The 19861-nt window shown below is 29.2% G+C and carries 17 protein-coding genes and 1 pseudogene; 12 read left to right on the forward strand and 6 right to left on the reverse strand.

Annotation, left to right across the window (positions count from 1 at the left end):
* Window positions 1–60: 60 nt before the first annotated feature.
* The 4 genes from SJY27_RS01550 to SJY27_RS01565 all read right to left on the reverse strand — a co-directional run bounded on the left by SJY27_RS01550 (window position 61) and on the right by SJY27_RS01565 (window position 6433).
* Complete coding sequence (locus SJY27_RS01550) at window positions 61–1152, reverse strand: hypothetical protein (RefSeq protein WP_397446489.1); 1092 nt, start codon at window positions 1150–1152, stop codon at window positions 61–63.
* A 310-nt stretch (window positions 1153–1462) separates the two neighbouring features.
* A complete protein-coding gene (locus SJY27_RS01555; RefSeq protein WP_397446490.1) occupies window positions 1463–3388 on the reverse strand; it encodes a histidine kinase dimerization/phosphoacceptor domain -containing protein in 1926 nt (641 codons plus the stop codon).
* 9 nt (window positions 3389–3397) lie between these two features.
* Entirely contained in the window at window positions 3398–4105 is a 708-nt protein-coding gene (locus tag SJY27_RS01560) for a LytTR family transcriptional regulator DNA-binding domain-containing protein (RefSeq protein WP_397446491.1), read from the reverse strand.
* 129 nt (window positions 4106–4234) lie between these two features.
* The gene (locus SJY27_RS01565; RefSeq protein ID WP_397446492.1) at window positions 4235–6433 is read right to left on the reverse strand and encodes a DNA mismatch repair protein MutS; all 2199 of its coding nucleotides are present in this window, start codon (window positions 6431–6433) and stop codon (window positions 4235–4237) included.
* 84 nt (window positions 6434–6517) lie between these two features.
* On the opposite strand from SJY27_RS01565, the gene SJY27_RS01570 reads away from it, so the two are divergent.
* On the forward strand, window positions 6518–7183 hold the full coding sequence (locus SJY27_RS01570) for a uracil-DNA glycosylase (protein WP_397446493.1): 666 nt from the start codon (window positions 6518–6520) through the stop codon (window positions 7181–7183).
* A gap of 43 nt (window positions 7184–7226) precedes the next feature.
* On the forward strand, window positions 7227–7841 hold the full coding sequence (locus tag SJY27_RS01575) for a LysE family translocator (RefSeq protein ID WP_397447946.1): 615 nt from the start codon (window positions 7227–7229) through the stop codon (window positions 7839–7841).
* A gap of 27 nt (window positions 7842–7868) precedes the next feature.
* On the opposite strand, the gene SJY27_RS01580 is transcribed toward SJY27_RS01575, so the two are convergent.
* Window positions 7869–8462, reverse strand: coding sequence for a hypothetical protein (locus SJY27_RS01580; protein WP_397446494.1), 594 nt, complete (start codon window positions 8460–8462; stop codon window positions 7869–7871).
* Between the two features lie 523 nt (window positions 8463–8985).
* Here SJY27_RS01580 and hisG point away from each other — a divergent pair.
* The 10 genes and pseudogenes from hisG (at window position 8986) to SJY27_RS01630 (ending at window position 18289) form a co-directional block, all read left to right on the forward strand.
* Window positions 8986–9843 carry an ATP phosphoribosyltransferase gene (gene hisG, locus SJY27_RS01585; protein WP_397446495.1) on the forward strand — a complete coding sequence of 286 codons (858 nt, stop codon included), beginning with the start codon at window positions 8986–8988 and terminating at the stop codon, window positions 9841–9843.
* 192 nt (window positions 9844–10035) lie between these two features.
* On the forward strand, window positions 10036–11319 hold the full coding sequence (gene hisD, locus SJY27_RS01590) for a histidinol dehydrogenase (protein WP_397446496.1): 1284 nt from the start codon (window positions 10036–10038) through the stop codon (window positions 11317–11319).
* 82 nt (window positions 11320–11401) lie between these two features.
* The gene (hisC, locus tag SJY27_RS01595) at window positions 11402–12457 is read left to right on the forward strand and encodes a histidinol-phosphate transaminase (protein WP_397446497.1); all 1056 of its coding nucleotides are present in this window, start codon (window positions 11402–11404) and stop codon (window positions 12455–12457) included.
* A 57-nt stretch (window positions 12458–12514) separates the two neighbouring features.
* Complete coding sequence (gene hisB / locus SJY27_RS01600) at window positions 12515–13654, forward strand: bifunctional histidinol-phosphatase/imidazoleglycerol-phosphate dehydratase HisB (RefSeq protein WP_397446498.1); 1140 nt, start codon at window positions 12515–12517, stop codon at window positions 13652–13654.
* A 53-nt stretch (window positions 13655–13707) separates the two neighbouring features.
* Entirely contained in the window at window positions 13708–14349 is a 642-nt protein-coding gene (hisH, locus tag SJY27_RS01605) for an imidazole glycerol phosphate synthase subunit HisH (RefSeq protein ID WP_397446499.1), read from the forward strand.
* A gap of 33 nt (window positions 14350–14382) precedes the next feature.
* Window positions 14383–14661, forward strand: a complete 279-nt coding sequence (locus SJY27_RS01610) for a GIY-YIG nuclease family protein (RefSeq protein WP_397446500.1) — start codon at window positions 14383–14385, stop codon at window positions 14659–14661.
* Window positions 14662–14704: 43 nt separating this feature from the next.
* Window positions 14705–15463, forward strand: a complete 759-nt coding sequence (gene hisA, locus SJY27_RS01615) for a 1-(5-phosphoribosyl)-5-[(5-phosphoribosylamino)methylideneamino]imidazole-4-carboxamide isomerase (protein ID WP_397446501.1) — start codon at window positions 14705–14707, stop codon at window positions 15461–15463.
* 65 nt (window positions 15464–15528) lie between these two features.
* Window positions 15529–16284 carry an imidazole glycerol phosphate synthase subunit HisF gene (gene hisF, locus SJY27_RS01620; protein ID WP_397446502.1) on the forward strand — a complete coding sequence of 252 codons (756 nt, stop codon included), beginning with the start codon at window positions 15529–15531 and terminating at the stop codon, window positions 16282–16284.
* Between the two features lie 67 nt (window positions 16285–16351).
* Window positions 16352–16966, forward strand: a pseudogene (gene hisIE, locus SJY27_RS01625) (bifunctional phosphoribosyl-AMP cyclohydrolase/phosphoribosyl-ATP diphosphatase HisIE); the annotation flags it as partial.
* A 21-nt stretch (window positions 16967–16987) separates the two neighbouring features.
* Window positions 16988–18289, forward strand: coding sequence for a nitrate/nitrite transporter (locus tag SJY27_RS01630; RefSeq protein ID WP_397446503.1), 1302 nt, complete (start codon window positions 16988–16990; stop codon window positions 18287–18289).
* Here the strand turns inward: SJY27_RS01630 and SJY27_RS01635 are convergent.
* Window positions 18273–19778: a hypothetical protein gene (locus tag SJY27_RS01635; RefSeq protein WP_397446504.1), complete on the reverse strand. Its 1506-nt coding sequence runs from the start codon at window positions 19776–19778 to the stop codon at window positions 18273–18275. The two genes, SJY27_RS01630 and SJY27_RS01635, sit on opposite strands and share 17 nt — an antisense overlap.
* Window positions 19779–19861 lie beyond the last annotated feature (83 nt).

Below are 19861 nucleotides of genomic sequence, written 5' to 3' on the forward strand. Positions count from 1 at the left end.
AAACGTCACCATACTATTTTTGTATGATGACGTTTTTTACATCAACCTTTTCATAATCAATTAATTTATTGCATATAAACGTTTATTGTTGGTATCTGGTGTTATATATTGCAAATCTCCATAAGGTTTTATTAATGGTTTTAGCACTACTAGTACTGTAGCTTTGCCTTTTATTGTTAATGTGCTATTGTGCATAGAATATGACCATCTGTATTTTTCAATCGGAATTTTAAGTTGTTCAACTTCAAAAAATAACACTTCTTGTTGTTCTATAAAATCAATAATTTCATCTTGATTTTCAAAATTTGGTACTTCTTCATCAGAATTATGGTAATCTAATTTAAATTTTAAAGGAATGGTAAATTGTTTTGTATACGGCTCGCCAATGAAACGTTCTTCGTAATTCTGTAACGCATCTAGCCAGTTGATGTCTTTTTCTTCAGGATATTTCTTAGCAATTTCTTTTGATAGATCTACTTTGCCAGGAGAATTTGCGGTTGGGTAAAAAATATAATAAGGTTTTGCTAAATAATGTTGTGTAAATGCACCATCAAAAACAGAATAATAGGGTGAGGCCACTATACTAGGAAGTTCGTCTGCGCATAAAGCGTCTTTAAAAGTATTTAACAATTCTTTGTTATCACCTAAACCATTTGCATGAAAAATTATTTTAGAATTGGCGTTTATGCTTTCTTGTAAAATTGGTAAAGTACCTTTTGTAATGTGTTTTCTAAGGCTTTCTGTGGTTACTTTTTCACCATTTATTACTGTTTCTAGAGTTAAACCTTTAAAAGCATTGCTTTTATTTACAATGTGAATTTCTCCATAAGGTTTTTCAGATTCATTGTGATTCAACCAGTTTATTATTTCTTCTAAAGAATATTGATCTTCTATAACTTGATAATTATGATCTTTAAAAAATAATCTCGAATTGTGGTAAAATGTTTCGTTGCCTTGGTCAATCCCTGTAATAAAAACTACTGGTTTTCTAAGGTTTATAGCTTCGTTAAAACTGAAAGCTACAGTGTTTTCTGTAATCTCCTCTTTAAAATCATCATTTGTGGTAATTTTTTTTTGGTTACAATTTATAAAAAGACCTGTTGTTAAAACTATTGCTGTTGCTAAAACCGATTTTTTAAGTGCTGTGTTCATAATTATTATTTTTAATGTTAATACATGGTAAAAATACAATTGAACAATCCTTAAATTTTGGCTGTTTTAGAATTCGTGAAAGATGAATTAGAATTCGTGATTCATTAATAAAAGTAATAAAAAACCTTACAAATTTTATGATGTAAAACTTGTAAGGTAATTAAATAAAAAACTTGGGGGATATCTTATTCTTATATTAAATATACAAATTGATTTAGATGAATAGCGAATATATGTTGTGAAAACATATTATAATGTTGTCATCTGTATTTTTATTGATGTTTAAGGTTTTTTAATTATTGCTAAACGCTTAGGCTTTAAAGTTAAAGTGAATTTGCATCCCGTTTTCTGCGTTAATATTTGCGTCTTCCCCTAATTGATTTACCAACCTTAAAATTAAATTTATTCCTATGGATTTGTTTTTATCTAAGTTTTTATAATCAAAACCCTGACCATTGTCTTTATAAGAAAAAGAACAGGTATTACCTTCGTTGCGAATGGTTATGGTAATTACATTTTCTGTTTTTTGTTGAAATGCGTATTTAAATGAATTGGTTACTAGTTCATTAATAATGAGACCAATGGTTGTTTTTTTGTCATTATCTAAATATAAATTAGGTGTAATATCAATAATAAAATCAACTTTAATATCTGGGTTTATAATTGATTTTACCAAATAATCTTTTAAAATGGCTACATAATTTAAAACATCTATTTCTTCTAATTGATTTTTAGAATACAGGCTATTGTGAATTTCAGAAAGCACTTTTACTCTATTAATTGCAGATTTAAAATGCAATTTAGATGATTCATCTTTTATTTTAGATGCTTGTAAAGAAATTACACTACTTACCATTTGTAAGTTGTTTTTTACTCTATGATTAAGTTCTTTAAGAAGTATACTATTATTGTTTAGAGCTTTTTCTATTTTATTTTTTTGAAATTCTACAATAACTTGTTTTTTCTTTACACCAAAATAGAAATAGAGTACTAACAGAAAAAAAACTATAGCTATGGCAGATATTAGCAAAGAAACTCTAATCTTTTTTGATTTTGAGTTGTCTTTTTCTTCTAACAGGTTAATTTTTTTTTCTTGACTTTTTAATTTTGCATTGACTTCTAAAACCCCCAAAGATTCCATTTTTTGTTGCTTCATTTCTTGATTAAAAATAGAATCGGAAATTTGCATGTATTTTTTGTAGTAAAATAATGTAGAATCTTTATTGTTTAATTTTGTGTGGTATTCTCCTTTTAAATTAAAATATATAGCTTTTAATTTCTTTAATTTTTCAATATAATAATCCGCTTTTTTAAATTGATTGGTATGTATATAGCATTTTGCAATTCTGTTATATACTTTTTCTGAATCAAACCAATCATAAGTGTTATAATAATTTCTACACGCTTCAATTTCGTTTAGGTATCCAGGTATGGCTTGTTTGTAGTTACCTTGTTTTAATAAGCAGGTGCTAATATTACCATCAACAACACCTAACATAAGTGCTACATCTCTACTTCTGTAACTTGAATCTTTTTGTTTTTGTTTTTTGAAAAGTAAATTTGCTTTGTTGTAATAATAGAGTGCAGAATCAATTTTATTATCATACATAAAATACACGCCAAAATCGTTATTATGAAAAGCTTGCGCATATAAATCATGTTTTTTGTAAGATGGTTTACCAAAATTTATATTTTCTCTATAATCTTTTAGTGCCAAATCATATAAACCCATGTTAAAATAGATGTTGAAGAGCTTTCCTTCGTTTTTACCACATATTTTAAATTTTTCTTTGTTTAACCTTATTAACTCTAAGTTGTTGTTTTTTAAATAGTAACAAGTTTCTAGTTCTTGTAAAAGATTGCATAGTAGGTTTTTGTGTACTTTTTTTTCTGAATTAAGGTAATAGGTTTCTACCCCTAATTCAATAGCTTTTTCTAGCTTACTAGAAATTCTAAACAAATGCACCAACATAAAATTTACATAAAGTGATTCTTCCGTATTTCTATAGTCTTCACTCTTTTGTTCAAAATAGGTAATCCAATCATTAATATTTTTTACATAATTATTTGAGTATATGGTAGATCTTATATAAAAAAAGTATTGTTCTTTTGGATTTGATAATGAAGTAATTTTTTCAAATTTTGATTCGTTTTCTACTATATTTTGAGAAAAAAAAGCAAAACAAGTGAAAAAAAATAGTATAAAGTGTAATTGCCTGCTAAATTTTAAAGACATTTTGATGGATTAGGTTAATAGCGACTTTAAATATGGTTTAAATTCTTTAGAAACAGAAATTTTTTCATTATTTATAAAAACATAGTTTAAATTGAACCGTTCAATTTCATTGGTATTAATAATAAAAGATTTATTGCACTTAAAGAAGTTTGATGGCAATTTTTTTATAAATTCTTTTAATGTGTTTCTAACTAAGAATTTTTGGTCGTTTTTGGTAAAAATCTCAATATAAATGTTATCTGATTTTATAAAGTAAATTTCTTCAAATTTTACTTTATGGTATAAGTTATTTTTCTTTAAAAATAAAAACTCTCTTAAAAGAGCATCATCAATCTGCTTGTTAATAAAACTTTTTACAGCAATTTCAATGGATGTATAAATGGTTTTTATATCAAAAGGTTTTACCAAGTAAGCAGCTGGCATTGTCTTTGATGCTTCTCCAATTGTTTGTTCATCAATATTAGAGGTCATAAATATAAAGGGAATTTTTAAATTAAGATTGATGTACTCAGCCAAATCTATACCTGTTTTTTCGGTAGCTAAATTAATGTCTATCAACACCAAATCTATTTTATGATGTTGTAAAAAATGGACTGCTTTTTCATAAGAAATTACATTACCAGGTACGTTGTACCCAAAATCTTCAATAATTTGTTGTAAATCGTCTGCAATAATTACATTGTCTTCAACAATTAAAATATTAAAAGTAGTGGTCATGGGAGATTGATTTTCTTTAAAAATAATACATTTCAAAGAAGTATTGAAATGTTACAGGCATAAATTTACAAGCGTTTTTTTACAAAAGTTTTTACAAAAAAAATAAATAACAAATGTATTGTTGTTCAGTTATTTAGCTTTCTGTACAAGTTCTAGCTTAGCAATTGTAGTTTTTGTAGTAAATATGCCATAATTTATAGTTACATTTTTTCGGTCTATTTTATCAATAGTTCCAACAGAATTTGAGTCGATAATTCTTACCTTATCGTTCACTTTAAAAATATATTCAGATTTTGCTTTGGCAATTTTGGCCTCTTCTATTTTCTTTACTTTTCGTACTTCAACTACTTTTTCTAAAACCTCTTTTTCTACTTTTTTTATGGTTTCCTGCATTTGCTTTTTCACAATTTTTGCTTTTTGCTTTTGCGATTTTGTTTTTGGTTTAACAGGATTTTTTTTAACATGTTTTACCTTTTCATCTGCAACCCACCTATTAAAACTAACATTCAATTCCTTTTTATTATTGGTTTGAAAGTACTTGTTTAGCAGTTCATTGGTTTTTCTACCTAAAGACAACATTTTCTGATTCTGGTCATACAATTCTTGAAAACCAGCCAATTTATCTTGTATGCGTTGTTCTTTTTCTTGCAAACTCTCTAAATGCTCTTGGCCTTTTGTTTTTTGTTTTTCTAAACTATCAGAGTTTTTTTGCAATCTGTTTCTTTCTTTTTGTAGTTTCGAAATTGTTTTATCTAAACGTACTTTTTCAGTCTCAACACGTTTTTTAGCTTTGTTGATTAAACTAAAAGGAATTCCGTTTTTCTGTGCAACTTCAAAGGTAAAAGAACTACCTGCTTGCCCTACAAACAATTTATATAATGGCTCTAAAGAGCGTTCATCAAACTGCATATTTGCATTAGTAACATTATCTAATTCATTTGCCAAAACTTTTAGGTTAGAGTAGTGGGTAGTAATAATACCAAATGCTTTTTTATGATAAAATTCTTCTAAAAAAATCTCAGCCAAAGCACCCCCCAATTCTGGGTCAGAACCTGTACCAAATTCATCAATTAAAAACAAGGTGTTTTCATTACACTTTCGTAAAAAATAACGCATATTTTTTAAACGATAACTGTAAGTACTTAGTTGGTTTTCAATAGATTGATTATCTCCTATATCTGTTAAAATAGTATCAAAAATATAAGTTTCGCTACGTTCATCAACAGGAATTAAAATACCACTTTGCACCATAATTTGTAATAATCCAATGGTTTTTAAAGTAATACTTTTTCCACCAGCATTAGGTCCAGAAATAACAATTATTTGTTGTTTTTCGTGTAGCGTTAAAGTCTGTGCAACAGTATCAATTTTTTGGGTTTTGTTTTTTTTCCATAAAACAGGATGGTATGCGTTTTTAAAAAATATCTTTTTTTCCTTAGATATTTTTGGCAAAATAGCATTCATCTCTACTGCGTACTTTGCTTTTGCACCAACAGCATCAATATGAATTAAAAATTCGATATATTCTTTTAATAAAGAAACCAAAGGTCTAATTGTATCTCCTAAAGCACGTAAAATCTTTACTACTTCTTGTTTTTCTTCGTACACCAAATTTTGATATTCTCTACTATAAGCCAAAGTGGCTTGAGGAGCAATGTATACAATACCTCCAGATTTAGATGAGCCTAATAAACTACCAGCAACTTTTCTTCTATACATAGCAGAAACTGCTAAAACACGCTGATTGTCTACAATAGTTTCTTTAATATCGTCTAAATATCCTGCAGCTATTGCTTTAGATAAAGCTGATGAAAAACTTGCACCAATTTTACCACGAATATTGTTAATATCTCTTCTAATTTGCTTTAAATTTGGGGATGCATTATTTTTTACTTCTCCAGAAATATCTATAATTTTCTTAATTTCATCATCTATATAAGTGGTGAATTCAATTTGTTGTGAAAGTGCAAAAAAGGTAGGAAACTGAATTTGAAATTTCTTAAAAAACTTGATTAATTCATTTACAGTTAATGAGGTTGTAGCTATTTTCAAAAAAGCATCAGTTTCAATAAAACTATTTTCTATAGCCAATCGTTTTACACTTGCTGTAATATTGTCAAAACCATGATTCGGAATTCTGTTTTCACTTTCAAAAGAAGCTAAGTACTCATCTACCAAATGTAATTCTTTAAACAATTGTTTTCTACTATAAATAGGTTTGGTGTCAAAAATGCGTTCTTTTCCTAAACCAGAAATACAAAACGCTGAAATGTGTTGTAAAACTGTAGAAAATTCTAAATCCTGAAGTGTTTTTTCTGAAATATTCAAATTTGTATATTTACGAACTCGTAAGAACCTTTCAAGCTTTTAAAACCTGTCTACTCTTTAAATTCGCTACAAAAATAATAAACAATGCAAGTAAAAATAGCCGATTCTTGGAAAAATATTTTACAACCAGAATTTGAAAAACCCTACTTTATAGAGTTAGTGAATTTTGTAAAAACAGAATACCAAACACATACTTGTTACCCCAAAGGCAGTGCCATTTTTGCTGCTTTTGATTTTTGTGCCTTACATGATTTAAAAGTAGTGATTATTGGCCAAGATCCTTATCATGGACCAAACCAAGCCAATGGATTGTGTTTTTCTGTACAAGATGAAATTAAACATCCTCCTTCATTAATCAATATATTTAAAGAAGTTTCTAACGATTTAAACGTAGCCTATCCACAAAGTGGGAATTTAGAAAAATGGGCAAAACAAGGGGTTTTATTATTAAATGCTACCTTAACAGTTAGGGCTCACGAAGCAGGAAGCCACCAAAAAAAAGGTTGGGAAACTTTTACAGATCAAGTAATTCAGCAAATTTCTAATCAAAAAGAAAATATTGTTTTTTTACTTTGGGGTGGTTTTGCAAAAAAGAAAAAAAAGTTAATTGATACCAAAAAACATTATGTATTAGAAACTGGTCATCCATCACCTTTAAGCGCAAACAGAGGGTATTGGTTTGGTAATCAGCATTTTTCTAAAACAAATACATATTTAAAATCTATTGATAAAAAACCAATTAATTGGTAATATTTACTTTTTAAAACAAGCAACCAAATCTATTTATTTACCAATGATTGAAACCCTTTTATCTTTTGCGCTTGCAACTTCTGTATTGGCATTGTCTCCTGGGCCTGACAATATTTTTGTGTTAACGCAAAGCATTGTAAATGGTAAAAAGTTTGGCTTAGCAACTGTTTTTGGTTTAATTTCTGGTTGTTTAGTGCATACTACTTTATTAGCATTTGGAGTTTCAGCAATTATCAAACAATCTGAATATTTATTTTTTGCGATTAAAATCTTTGGTGCCATATACTTATTGTATTTAGCCTATAAAGTATACCAATCAGATGCAAACATTATTTTATCAAAAAAAAATATAATAGAAAAAACAACAACACAATTATTCAAACAAGGGTTTATTATGAATGTTTTAAACCCAAAAGTATCCATTTTTTTCTTGGCTTTTTTTCCAGGTTTTTTGTTTTCTGATCATCTTTCTACAGTGGTACAATTTTATATATTAGGTGGAGTTTTTATGCTAGTTTCTTTAGTGATTTTTTCTGCAATCGCTATTTTAGCAGGAGCAATTTCAACATCTATCAAAAAAAATAAAAAAATTGGATTGTATTTAAAATGGATGCAAATTGTGGTTTTTGTATTGATTGCAGCTTTTATTTTGGTATAAAACTTTTGGTCAGATATAACACTAGTCTCATTTAGTTCTCCAATTTTTAATCACTTTTCTTTGATGTGCTTCCCAACCTTTTCTGTAAGCAAACTTTGTAAAAAAATAATTTAATATAATGAGAACAATCAAAATTATTACAGTCCAATTCGATAAAATAGTATAATCTTGACTTCCGTTAGAAAGTCCACTAAGCATAAAATAAGTTTTTGTTGGATCAGCACTTACGTAATTAATCAATTGGTATCGAAAAGGTTTTCCAAAACTTGGACTTTTTCTACCTACTTTGTTATAATTTGTTGTTGTTGTTGTTGATGGTTGTCCTATTTCTATAAATCTTGAATATTTTTTTTCTTGAACAGTATAATCAAAACTAGAATAATTCTTATTAAAATTTCCTAAAGTAATTCCATAATCAAAATGAAAAATTTTTTGATGGCTAAAGAAAAGAACCAAAATCAGCATTAAAAAAAGAAATCCATACGATTTTCTAACCCAATCACTTTTCGTAATTGCAATAGGTTTTTTACGATGCTTTTTATTAAAACTACTGTTTCTAGTATTTAAGTCTTTTTTTGAGTTTTTATTGGCATTTGTAGCATACTTGTTATAATGATCCATAAGATCAGTTATAAAATCATGTTTTCTCTTGTTTTTATTACTTTCTTCCATGATTCAATGTATTATATGCCAGTAATTACATCGTAAAGATTCTTAATCGTAATATTAAATAAGGTTCAGCATAAAATCTCAATATCCAAAGTTAGCTAATTTTGCCTTTGTTGTACACAAAAATCAACAGGAAAAATCACTATTTTAAGAAACAAAAATCAAACAAAAATCCAAATCTTGATAAATATTAAAACCGCATAAAAAAACTTTCATTATCATTTGGAGTTTACAAGATAATATTTCGATATTTGCATACAATTAAAAGATAATGACATTTATTCAAGCACATCACCATCATTTTTACAATTGCTCTCAAGCGATTTAAAAATGTATTGAATAAAATCAAGATATTTATAAACCTGTTTGAGCAAATCAAACAGGTTTTTTTAATTAAAAAAAAACGTTAAAGTTGTCATTCCTGTAAAGGCAGGAATCTAAACTAAATTTGCTCAAACCAAACTAAAAACAAAAAATGAGTAACTTAAGAATTGCAGTACAAAAATCAGGTAGATTGAATGAAGATTCCATGCGAATCTTAAAAGACATCGGTATTTCTATCGATAATGGCAAAGACCAACTAAAAGCAGCAGCTAGAGATTTTCCTGTAGAAGTATTTTACCTCAGAAATGGCGATATTCCTCAATATTTAAAAGACGGAGTAGTAGATGCAGCCATTATTGGCGAGAATGTGCTAATCGAAAAAGGAGAAGACATTCAGTTTGTAGAGCGTTTAGGATTCTCTAAATGTAAAGTTTCTATTGCTGTTCCTAAAGAGTCAGAGGCCAATTCTTTACAAGATTTGGCAGGGAAAAGAATCGCAACTTCTTACCCAAAAACAGTAGAGAAATTTTTAAACAAACAAAATATTAATGCAGAATTGCACGTTATTAACGGTTCTGTAGAAATTGCACCAAATATTGGTTTAGCAGATGGTATTTGTGATATTGTTTCAAGCGGAAGTACCTTATTCAAAAATGGCCTAAAAGAAATTGAAGTGTTGTTAAAATCGGAAGCAGTTTTAGCGGTTTCCCCAAATATCGATGCAGAAAGAAATGCCATTTTACAGAAAATCCAGTTTAGAATTCAATCGGTCTTAAAAGGGCGTCAATCCAAGTATATTTTGTTAAATGCACCTAATGACAAGTTAGTCAATATTTTAGCTTTGTTACCAGGCATGCGCAGCCCAACTGTGTTGCCTTTGGCAGAAAAAGGATGGAGTTCAGTGCATACCGTAATTTCTAAAAACCAGTTTTGGGAAATTATAGACGAGTTAAAAGCCAATGGAGCAGAAGGTATTTTGGTATGTCCTATCGAAAAAATGGTGCTCTAGCAAAGAAAGCTAGAGCATGCTGAACTCGTTTCAGCATCTAATTATCTAAAAGATAAATAATTTTTTGGGCGTTTTAACGGGCTTTCATTACTCGCTTTTTTGTTCTGCTGAATTCAGTTCAGCAGAACAAAAAGAGCTCAAACAGGCCATTCAATCCCTAACGCACACGCAAGTTTATAAACTATAATTATTATGAAAATTATAAATAAACCATCAAAAGAAACCTGGTCTAAAATTTTAGAAAGACCTACAAAAACAGTTGATGATATAGAAAGCTTAGTAAATGAAGTTTTTGCAGATGTTCAGAAAAATGGAGATCAAGCTGTGCAGAAATACACAGCCAAATTCGATGGTATTTCTTTAGAAAATAATATCGTTTCAGAAGCAGAAATTGCAGAAGCTATCAGTTTAGTTCCAGAAGAATTAAAAGCAGCAATTCAACTAGCAAAAGAAAACATTACTAATTTTCATAAAGCACAAAAAACAGACAAAGTTTTTGTAGAAACTGCAAATGGAGTTGAATGTTGGCAAGAAAAAAGACCCATTCAAAAAGTAGGTTTGTACATTCCTGGGGGTACTGCACCATTGTTTTCAACAGTATTAATGTTGGCTGTTCCTGCCCAAATTGCAGGTTGTAGCGAAATTGTTTTATGTTCTCCACCAAATGCGGCTGGTAAAATTAATCCAGCAATTTTATACACAGCTAATTTATGTGGTGTAACAAAAATTGTAAAAGTTGGCGGAATTCAAGCCATTGCTGGGTTTACCTTTGGTACAGAAAGTATTCCGCAAGTATATAAAATATTTGGTCCTGGAAATCAGTTTGTAACTGTGGCAAAACAATTGTCAACTAAATATGGAGTTGCTATAGATATGCCTGCTGGCCCAAGTGAATTGCTAGTAGTGGCAGACGATACAGCAAAAGCAAATTATGTTGCTTCAGATTTATTAAGTCAGGCAGAACATGGTGCAGATAGTCAAGTTATTTTAGTGTCAACATCAAAAGAATTAATTAATGAAGTTGAAAAAGAAATTGAAAAACAATTAGCAGTATTACCAAGAGTAGAAATTGCAGAAAAAGCAATTGCAAATTCAAAATCTATTTTTGTTGAGAATGACGAAATAGCTCTAGAATTAATTAATGAATATGGTCCAGAACACTTTATTGTTTGTACAAATAATAATGATTTTTATGTAGATCATATTGCAAATGCAGGTTCTGTTTTTATTGGTAATTATACACCAGAAAGTGCAGGAGATTACGCTTCTGGCACAAACCACACTTTACCAACAAACGGATTTTGTAAAGCTTATTCTGGTGTAAACTTAGATAGTTTTCAAAAAAGTATTACTTTTCAAAAAATATCAAAAATAGGTATTCAAAATATTGGAAATGCTATTGAATTAATGTCGGCAGCAGAAGGCTTAGATGCACATAAAAATGCGGTTACTTTAAGGTTGGAAAGCTTAAAGTAATCGTGCTGAATTTATTTCAGTACCTAAATAAAGATTTAAAATAATTATGTAACGAAAAGGCCATTTTTACAGTCTTTTAACTATGAAAGCAAACTTTAACATACACAACTTCGTTCGAGAAAATATCAAATCTCTAAAGCCTTATTCTTCTGCAAGAGACGAGTATAAAGACATCAACAATAAAGATATGATTTTCTTGGATGCCAACGAAAATCCATTTGAAAATGGTGTAAATCGATATCCTGATCCTCAACAAATCAATGTCAAAAACTTATTATCTGAAATTAAAGGTATTCATCCGCAACATATTTTATTAGGTAATGGTAGTGATGAAGTTTTAGATTTATTATTCAGAGCATTTTGTGAACCTCATGTAGATAACATCATTACATTACCACCAACTTATGGAATGTATGGTGTTTTGGCCAACGTAAATGCTGTTGAAAACAGACAGGTGCTATTAAAGGACAACTTTCAGCCTAATATTCAAAATATTCTTAGCGAATCTGATGTTAGAAGTAAAATTTTATTTTTATGTTCACCCAATAACCCAACAGGAAACAGTTTTAATGAAAAATGTATCCACGAATTATTAATACGTTTTAAAGGTTTAGTAGTTGTAGATGAGGCGTATATAGATTTCTCTCAACAAGAAAGTTGGTTAAAGAAATTGGCAAAGTTTCCAAATTTAATCATTACGCAAACCTTATCTAAAGCCTATGGTTTAGCAGGTATTCGTTTAGGGGTTTGTTATGCATCCAAAGAAATTATTCAAATTTTAAACAATATTAAACCACCTTATAACGTAAACGAATTAACGCAACAAAGGGCAATTAGTAGACTACAAAAAATTGATGAAATTAAAAATGAAATTGGGCAGTTAATTAGTGAGCGAAAACGATTAAAAAAAGAGTTGGAATGTTGCGTTAGTTTTATAGAAAAAGTATATCCTTCTGATGGTAATTTTTTATTGTTAAAGGTTGATGACGCCAACAAAAGATATCAACAATTAATTGAATACGGAGTAGTAATAAGAAATAGAACAACACAACCTTTATGCGAAAATTGTTTAAGAATTAGTGTTGGAGTTTGTGAAGAAAATCAAAGATTGATTCGTGCACTGAAAGCGATTCAATAAAAAATAAAATAGACCTCACAGGTTTTTAAAACCTGTGAGGTCTTGAAAAAATATGTAATGAGCAAAAAAGTATTATTTATAGACAGAGATGGAACTTTAGTTTTAGAACCACCTGTAGATTATCAACTAGATAGTTTAGAAAAATTAGAATATTATCCAAAAGTATTTCAATATATGGCAAAAATTGCTATTGAATTGGATTACGAATTGGTAATGGTTACCAATCAAGATGGTTTGGGTACAGCTTCTTTTCCTGAAGATACCTTTTGGCCTGCACAGAATAAAATCATTGCTGCTTTCGAAAAAGAAGGGGTTATTTTTTCGGACGTTTTTATTGATAAAACCTTTCCGCATGAAAATGCAGAAACTCGTAAACCAAGAACAGGTTTGTTAACCAAATACTTTTCTGAGGACTATGATTTAGAAAATTCATTTGTTTTGGGTGATCGAATTACTGATATGGAATTGGCTAAAAATTTGGGAGCAAAAGGGATATTTTTATCAGAAAATCCAGAGTTAGGAGCAGATGAAATTGAAACTTCTAAACAAGAAATTTTAGATTGTATTGTATTAACATCTACAGATTGGAAAGCTATATATGAGTTTTTAAAATTAGAAGATAGAGTTTCTGAAATTACCAGAAATACCAACGAAACTAAAATTTACATCAAACTGAATTTAGATGGTTCTGGTAAAAATGAGATTGATACAGGAGTTAAGTTTTTCGATCATATGTTAGATCAAATTGGTAGACATGGAGCTATGGATTTAACCGTAAAAGTTGATGGTGATTTAGAAGTTGATGAACATCACACCATAGAAGATACAATGATTGCTTTAGGTGAATTATTTCACAAAGCATTAGGTAATAAATTAGGCATAGAACGTTATGGTTTTTGTTTGCCTATGGACGATTGTTTAGCACAAGCAGCAGTAGATTTTGGAGGCAGACCTTGGCTAGTTTGGGATGCAGATTTTAAACGAGAAATGATTGGAGATATGCCCACAGAAATGTTTTTACACTTGTTTAAATCGTTTACAGATGGTGCAAAATGTAATTTAAACATTAAAGCAGAAGGTGATAATGAGCATCATAAAATAGAAGGAATTTTTAAAGCTTTTGCAAAGGCAATGAAAATGGCTGTAAAAAGAGATGCTAACAAAATGTTTTTACCTTCTACAAAAGGGGTGTTGTAAAAGCCCATCCCAACCTTCCCTAAGGGAAGGAGTACCAATATTGAAAATAGAAAATGATTCATAAAAATAAAATCCACAACAGTGAGCAACCCTCCTCCTTAGGAGGAGTTGGAGGAGGCCTCGTAATTATTGATTACGGAGCAGGTAACATAAAAAGCATTCAGTTTGCTTTTAAAAGATTGGGTGTAGATGCTGTTTTATCAAATAATATTGATGAAATTAAAGCTGCTGCTAAAGTAATTTTTCCAGGAGTAGGAGAAGCAAGTTCTGCAATGAAAATGTTGCAAGAAAGTGGTTTAGATAAAGTGATTCCTACTTTAAAACAGCCTGTTTTAGGTATTTGTTTAGGTATGCAGTTAATGTGTAATTCATCTGAAGAAGGAAATACAAAAGGATTAGGAATTTTTAATGTTGATGTTAAAAAGTTTTCGAATGCTGTAAAGGTTCCTCAAATGGGATGGAATGTAATTTACAACCTAGAGTCTGAATTATTTGCTGGTATTAAAGAAAAAGAATTTATGTATTTGGTGCATAGCTTTTACGCAGAAGAATGCGCAGAATCGATTGCAACTACAGATTATGAAATAGAATATGCATCAGCATTAAAAAAGGATAATTTTTATGGAGTGCAATTTCATCCAGAGAAATCTGGAATTGTAGGCTCAAAAATTCTTGAGAATTTTCTGAACCTATAATTCCATTCTGAACTTGTTTCAGAAACTTTTAAAATGAATAAATACTATTGTTACATATTATCAAATAAGAATAGGTCAGTTTTATATGTTGGTTATTCAGAAAATCTAAAAAAAAGAATCTGGCAGCATAAAACAGGAAATGGAGCATTATTTACAAAAAAGTATAATGTTATTGATTTAATTTATTTTGAAGAATTTGAAACATCAAAATTAGCAAGAAATAGAGAAAAACAGTTAAAAAACTGGCACAAAGAATGGAAATGGAACTTAGTTAAGCTATCCAATCCTAAATTATTAAAAATAGAAATATAAGAAGGCCCTGAAACAAGTTCAGGGTTGATTAACAAGTAAATCAATGCGAATTATACCAGCCATAGATATCATAGAAGGAAAATGTGTTCGTTTAACAAAAGGCGATTACAATACCAAAAAAATATATAACGAAAATCCGTTAGAAGTTGCTGCAGCATTTGAAGCTGCAGGAATCGAATATTTACACGTTGTAGATTTAGATGGCGCTAAAGCAAGCCAAATCATCAATTATAAAGTTTTAGAGCAGATTGCTACCAAAACCAATTTAAAAATTGATTTTGGAGGTGGATTAAAGTCTGATAAAGATTTAGAAATTGCTTTTAATTCAGGGGCGAATCAAATTACAGGAGGAAGTATTGCAGTAAAAAATCCACAAATTTTTGAAAGTTGGATTGCTAAATATGGTTCAGAGAAAATTATTTTAGGAGCCGATTTTTATCCTGATAATTCAGGAGGAAAAATTGCTACAAATGGCTGGCAAGAAGAAAGTGCTTTAGAGTTAATTCCGTTTATTTCTGATTATCAACAAAAAGGAATTCAGTATGTAATTTGTACAGATATTTCTAAAGATGGTATGTTGCAAGGCCCAAGTTTTGATGTTTATAATGATATTTTAAGTAAAACTGTCATTTCGAACGGAGTTGAGAAATCTCTAAAACTAATTGCTTCTGGAGGAATTTCAGCATTCGATGAATTGCCAAAATTAGCAGAAAATGGTTGTGAGGGCGTAATTATTGGAAAAGCGATTTATGAAAATAAAATCAGCTTAAAACAACTAGAGAATTTTATAATAAAAAAATAGTCATTTGCTTTTAGCAGTTTGCTATTTGCGAACAGCCAAAAGCCAAAAGCCAAAAGCTATAATAAATGTTAACAAAAAGAATAGTACCTTGTTTAGATATTAAAAACGGAAGAACTGTAAAAGGGGTTAATTTCGTGAATTTAATTGATGCTGGAGATCCTGTGGTTTTAGCAAAACAATATGCAGATTTAGGTGCAGACGAATTGGTGTTTTTAGATATTGCTGCAACTTTAGAAAATAGAGGTACAACTTTAGATATGGTTTTAAAAGTGGCAGAGCAAGTAAATATTCCGTTTACAGTTGGTGGTGGAATATCTTCTGTAGAGCATGTAGATGCCTTATTAAAATGCGGTGCAGATAAGGTTTCTATAAATTCATCCGCAGTAAAAAGACCAGAATTGGTAAGTGAATTGGCAGATAAATTCGGGAGTCAATGTGTGGTTGTTGCTATTGATGCAAAACAGATTGATGGAGAATGGTTTGTGCATTTAGCAGGAGGAACAATACCAACAGATATTAAATTATTTGATTGGGCAAAAGAAGTGGAAGAAAGAGGAGCAGGAGAAATTTTATTCACTTCTATGAATCACGATGGCACAAAAGCTGGTTTTGCAAATGAGGCTTTAGCACATTTATCAGAATTGGTAAACATACCAATTATTGCTTCTGGTGGAGCAGGAACAATTCAGCATTTTGCAGATACTTTTATTGATGGAAAATCTGATGCAGCTTTGGCAGCTAGTGTTTTTCACTTTGGTGAAATCCCTATTTTAGAGTTAAAACAAGCATTACAAAAACAGGGAGTGTCTGTAAGAATATAACAATAGTTTATAGTTATTGGTTTTGGGTTGATGGTTTGAGTAAGAACCAAAAACTAAAAACCAACAACCAAAATCAAATAAAATGAATATAGATTTTAATAAAAATAACGATGGTTTAGTGCCAGCAATTATACAAGATGCAACCACAAAAAATGTGTTGATGTTGGGGTATATGAATGAAGAAGCATTCATCAAAACCAAAGAAACAAAATTAGTTACTTTTTTTAGTAGAACTAAAAATAGATTGTGGACTAAAGGTGAAGAAAGTGGCAATGTTTTGAATTTAGTGGATATGAAACTAGATTGTGATAATGATACTTTATTAATTTTTGTAAATCCAAAAGGGCCAACTTGCCATAAAGGTTCTGATACTTGCTGGAATGAAGAAAACAATTCTAATTATGGTTTCTTTTCTACTTTAGAAGATGTGATTAAAGAACGTGTTGAAAATAAGGACACTAAAAAATCTTATGTGGCGAGTTTATTTGCAAAAGGAATAAATAAAGTGGCACAAAAAGTAGGTGAGGAGGCTGTAGAAACTGTCATTGAAGCTATGGACAATAATGACGAGTTGTTTTTATACGAATCTGCAGATTTACTATTCCATTATTTAATGTTATTACAAGCCAAAGGATTTACCTTAAAAGATATAGAGGCTGAGCTAAAAGGCAGACATAAATAAATTTTACTACTATTATTCCTTTTGAAAAATCCAAATAGATATTCGTTTATAAAGCCCAAAAAAATTCCGTTTTTTTATGGATATGTAATTTTACTGTTTGGTAGTATTGGAGTGCTATTTAGCATTCCTGGTCAAACAGTTGGTGTTTCTGTTTTTACAGATCCCGTAAAAGATGCCTTAGGTTTAACAAGAAATCAGTTTAGTAACGCATATATGATAGGCACTTTATTAAGTGCTTTTTTTGTGACTAAAGCTGGGCGATTGTTTGATAAATTTGGGGCAAGAATGGTAGGTTTTTTTGCTGCTTTTTTACTGGGGTTATCTTTAATTCTTTTTTCTTTTTCAGAAAATATCAGCAATGTAATTCAACAGATATTTAACTCAAAATCGTGGCTAATTCCCTTTATTTTACTTTGTTTATTGTTTTTTTTCATTCGTTTTTGTGGGCAAGGTGTGTTAACGATGTCTTCTAGAAATATGATAATGATGTGGTTTGATAAAAATAGAGGTAAAGTAAACTCCATAAGCAGTATTGCCATTTCACTAGGGTTCTCTAGTTCACCAATTTTCATCAATTATTTAATAGATTCTAAGGGGTGGCAAATGAGTTGGCAAATCTTAGCACTTTGTTTATTAATTTTTAGTTTTTTTGTATTACAATTTTTCAGAAATAAACCAGAGGATTTTAATATGCTTCCAGATGGTTTTAAAACTGATAAATTAAAAAAGAAATCAAGTACAACAGAACATAATTTTAATTTAAAAGAGGCTAAAAAAACAAGAGCTTTTTGGATGTTTGGTGGGGCATTAGCCTTTAGTAGTTTTTTAATAACAGGTTTTACGTTTCATGTAATTTCAATTTTTGAATCTAATGCATTTACAAGAGAAGAAGCAATTTCAATTTTTTTACCCATTTCATTAATAGCCATAACAGTATCTACAATAGCCAATATTTTAAGTGATTATATTGCTCATAAAATTTACTTATATGTAATGATTTTTAGTGGGATATTAGCATCTTATGGACTCCTAATTTTAGAAAATTCAAATGGAATTTATTTTTTAATTACGGGTTTAGGCATATATAGTGGTTTATTTGCTGTAGTAAATGCAGTAACTTGGCCTAGATATTATGGTAGACAATTTTTAGGAGAAATTACAGGAAAAGTGGCAAGTTTTCTAGTAATTGCTAGTGCAATAGCACCAAGTTTATTCAGTTATTGTTTTACAACTTTTGGAGATTATAAATTTATAAGTTATCTATTGCTTCCTTTTTTAGGGTTTCTATTTTTTGCCGCCTTTAAAGTTAAAAACCCTCAGTAGATTGTACCAAATTTAAAGTAACCTCGTACATATCTTTTTTGGTCATTTTAGCTTTTAACCAGGCATAGAAACTCATCATAAAAATATCTTCTTTATCCTTTTCAACCCAATTCAAAGCGCTTTCTACCTTTTCATAAAATTTTTTAGAAGTTACTATTTCTGGGTTTTTAAAATAAATTTCTATAAGTTGTATGTAAGCAATCACATTTTCTTGATGAATTTCTTTTAAATGTTTAAAATAATTTCTTTTAAAACTTTTTAAACGAGATTCTATTAAATTAACATTTCCTAAATCTAATTGTATAAGAATTTCAATGATGTTTTTTTTAATAGTCCAAATGATTCCCGCTTTTTCTATATACCATTGGTCTGTACGATATAATTTAGCTAGTAAAGTACTAGATTTTTGCGTTTGTTTTTGTTGCGCATAAAATACAATTAAACATAAATAGATGTCTAATTGTTCAACAGTTTTAGCTTTATTTTGCGCTACAAAAGGCTGTAAGATATTAATAGCAAAGTATTGATTTCCAATATAATTATAGTTTAAAGCTAATAACAAAGTATATTTTGTTTCAAATTCTTTAAAATATTTTTTATTCTTTTTATGCATATACAAATTCATTAATTCTAAATAGTGTAGCGCTTTCAAAAACTTTTTATTTCTAAATAGGGTGTTAGAGATTACATACAAAACTTCAATATGGTAGTACAACTGCTTCTCTTTAGAAACATGTTGTTTTAAAATTTTGTAGGTTTCCAATAAAAAGGACTCTATATTCCAATAATCAAAATTTTGAGAAGATGAAATATTAGTAATCTGTATAATTTGATATAATGATTTAAAAGATAATTCCGAAAAAGCAATGGCATCTTCTTGTAATGTATCTGCTATTATTGTTTTTAGATCAATAACTTTTTTTTGATGATTGATCTCATTTAAGGTTTTTCTGATTTTTGCATAAGCAATATTAAAACTTTCTTCTATTTGATGCTGTTTTTGATTGTTTTTAAATTGACTCACCAATTCATCTATATTTATAGATTTAAAATGATGTGCATACTCAATTTTTGTGTGATATATTTCATTTAAAATGGAATAGAGTTGATATTCCTTGGCAATAATTTCGGCTTTATCTAAAATTTTATACCCAACTAGGTAGTTTCCTTTTTGTAGAAATGTTCTTGCAGATAAAATATATTTTATCATTTGCATATCTACAGAGTGCTCTTCTTTAATATTTGAATTCGCTGTAAAATCAATTAAAGATTGAAATAATCGTTTTCTAAGTGCATGTAAAGCTACCTTATTATCCTTTTTGTACAATACATAACAGATATCTTTAGAAGATAAATTATCACTAGTTAGTAGTTTAACAAGTTGAATATTTTTAGCATCTTTTCGTTTGTTTTTTTTAGCTAAATAACCAATAAATTCTTGTTGCTTCTCTTTAGAAAACGAATGTATTATTTCTTTTAAATCAATCATTAAATCGTCAGTAATATAATAGTAAAGGTAGTAAATATAATTTTTTTAATAATCTATGATAAATTAAGTCGTCAGTTATTATA

The organism is Polaribacter sp. R77954, from assembly GCF_044595335.1.
GTDB lineage: Bacteria > Bacteroidota > Bacteroidia > Flavobacteriales > Flavobacteriaceae > Polaribacter.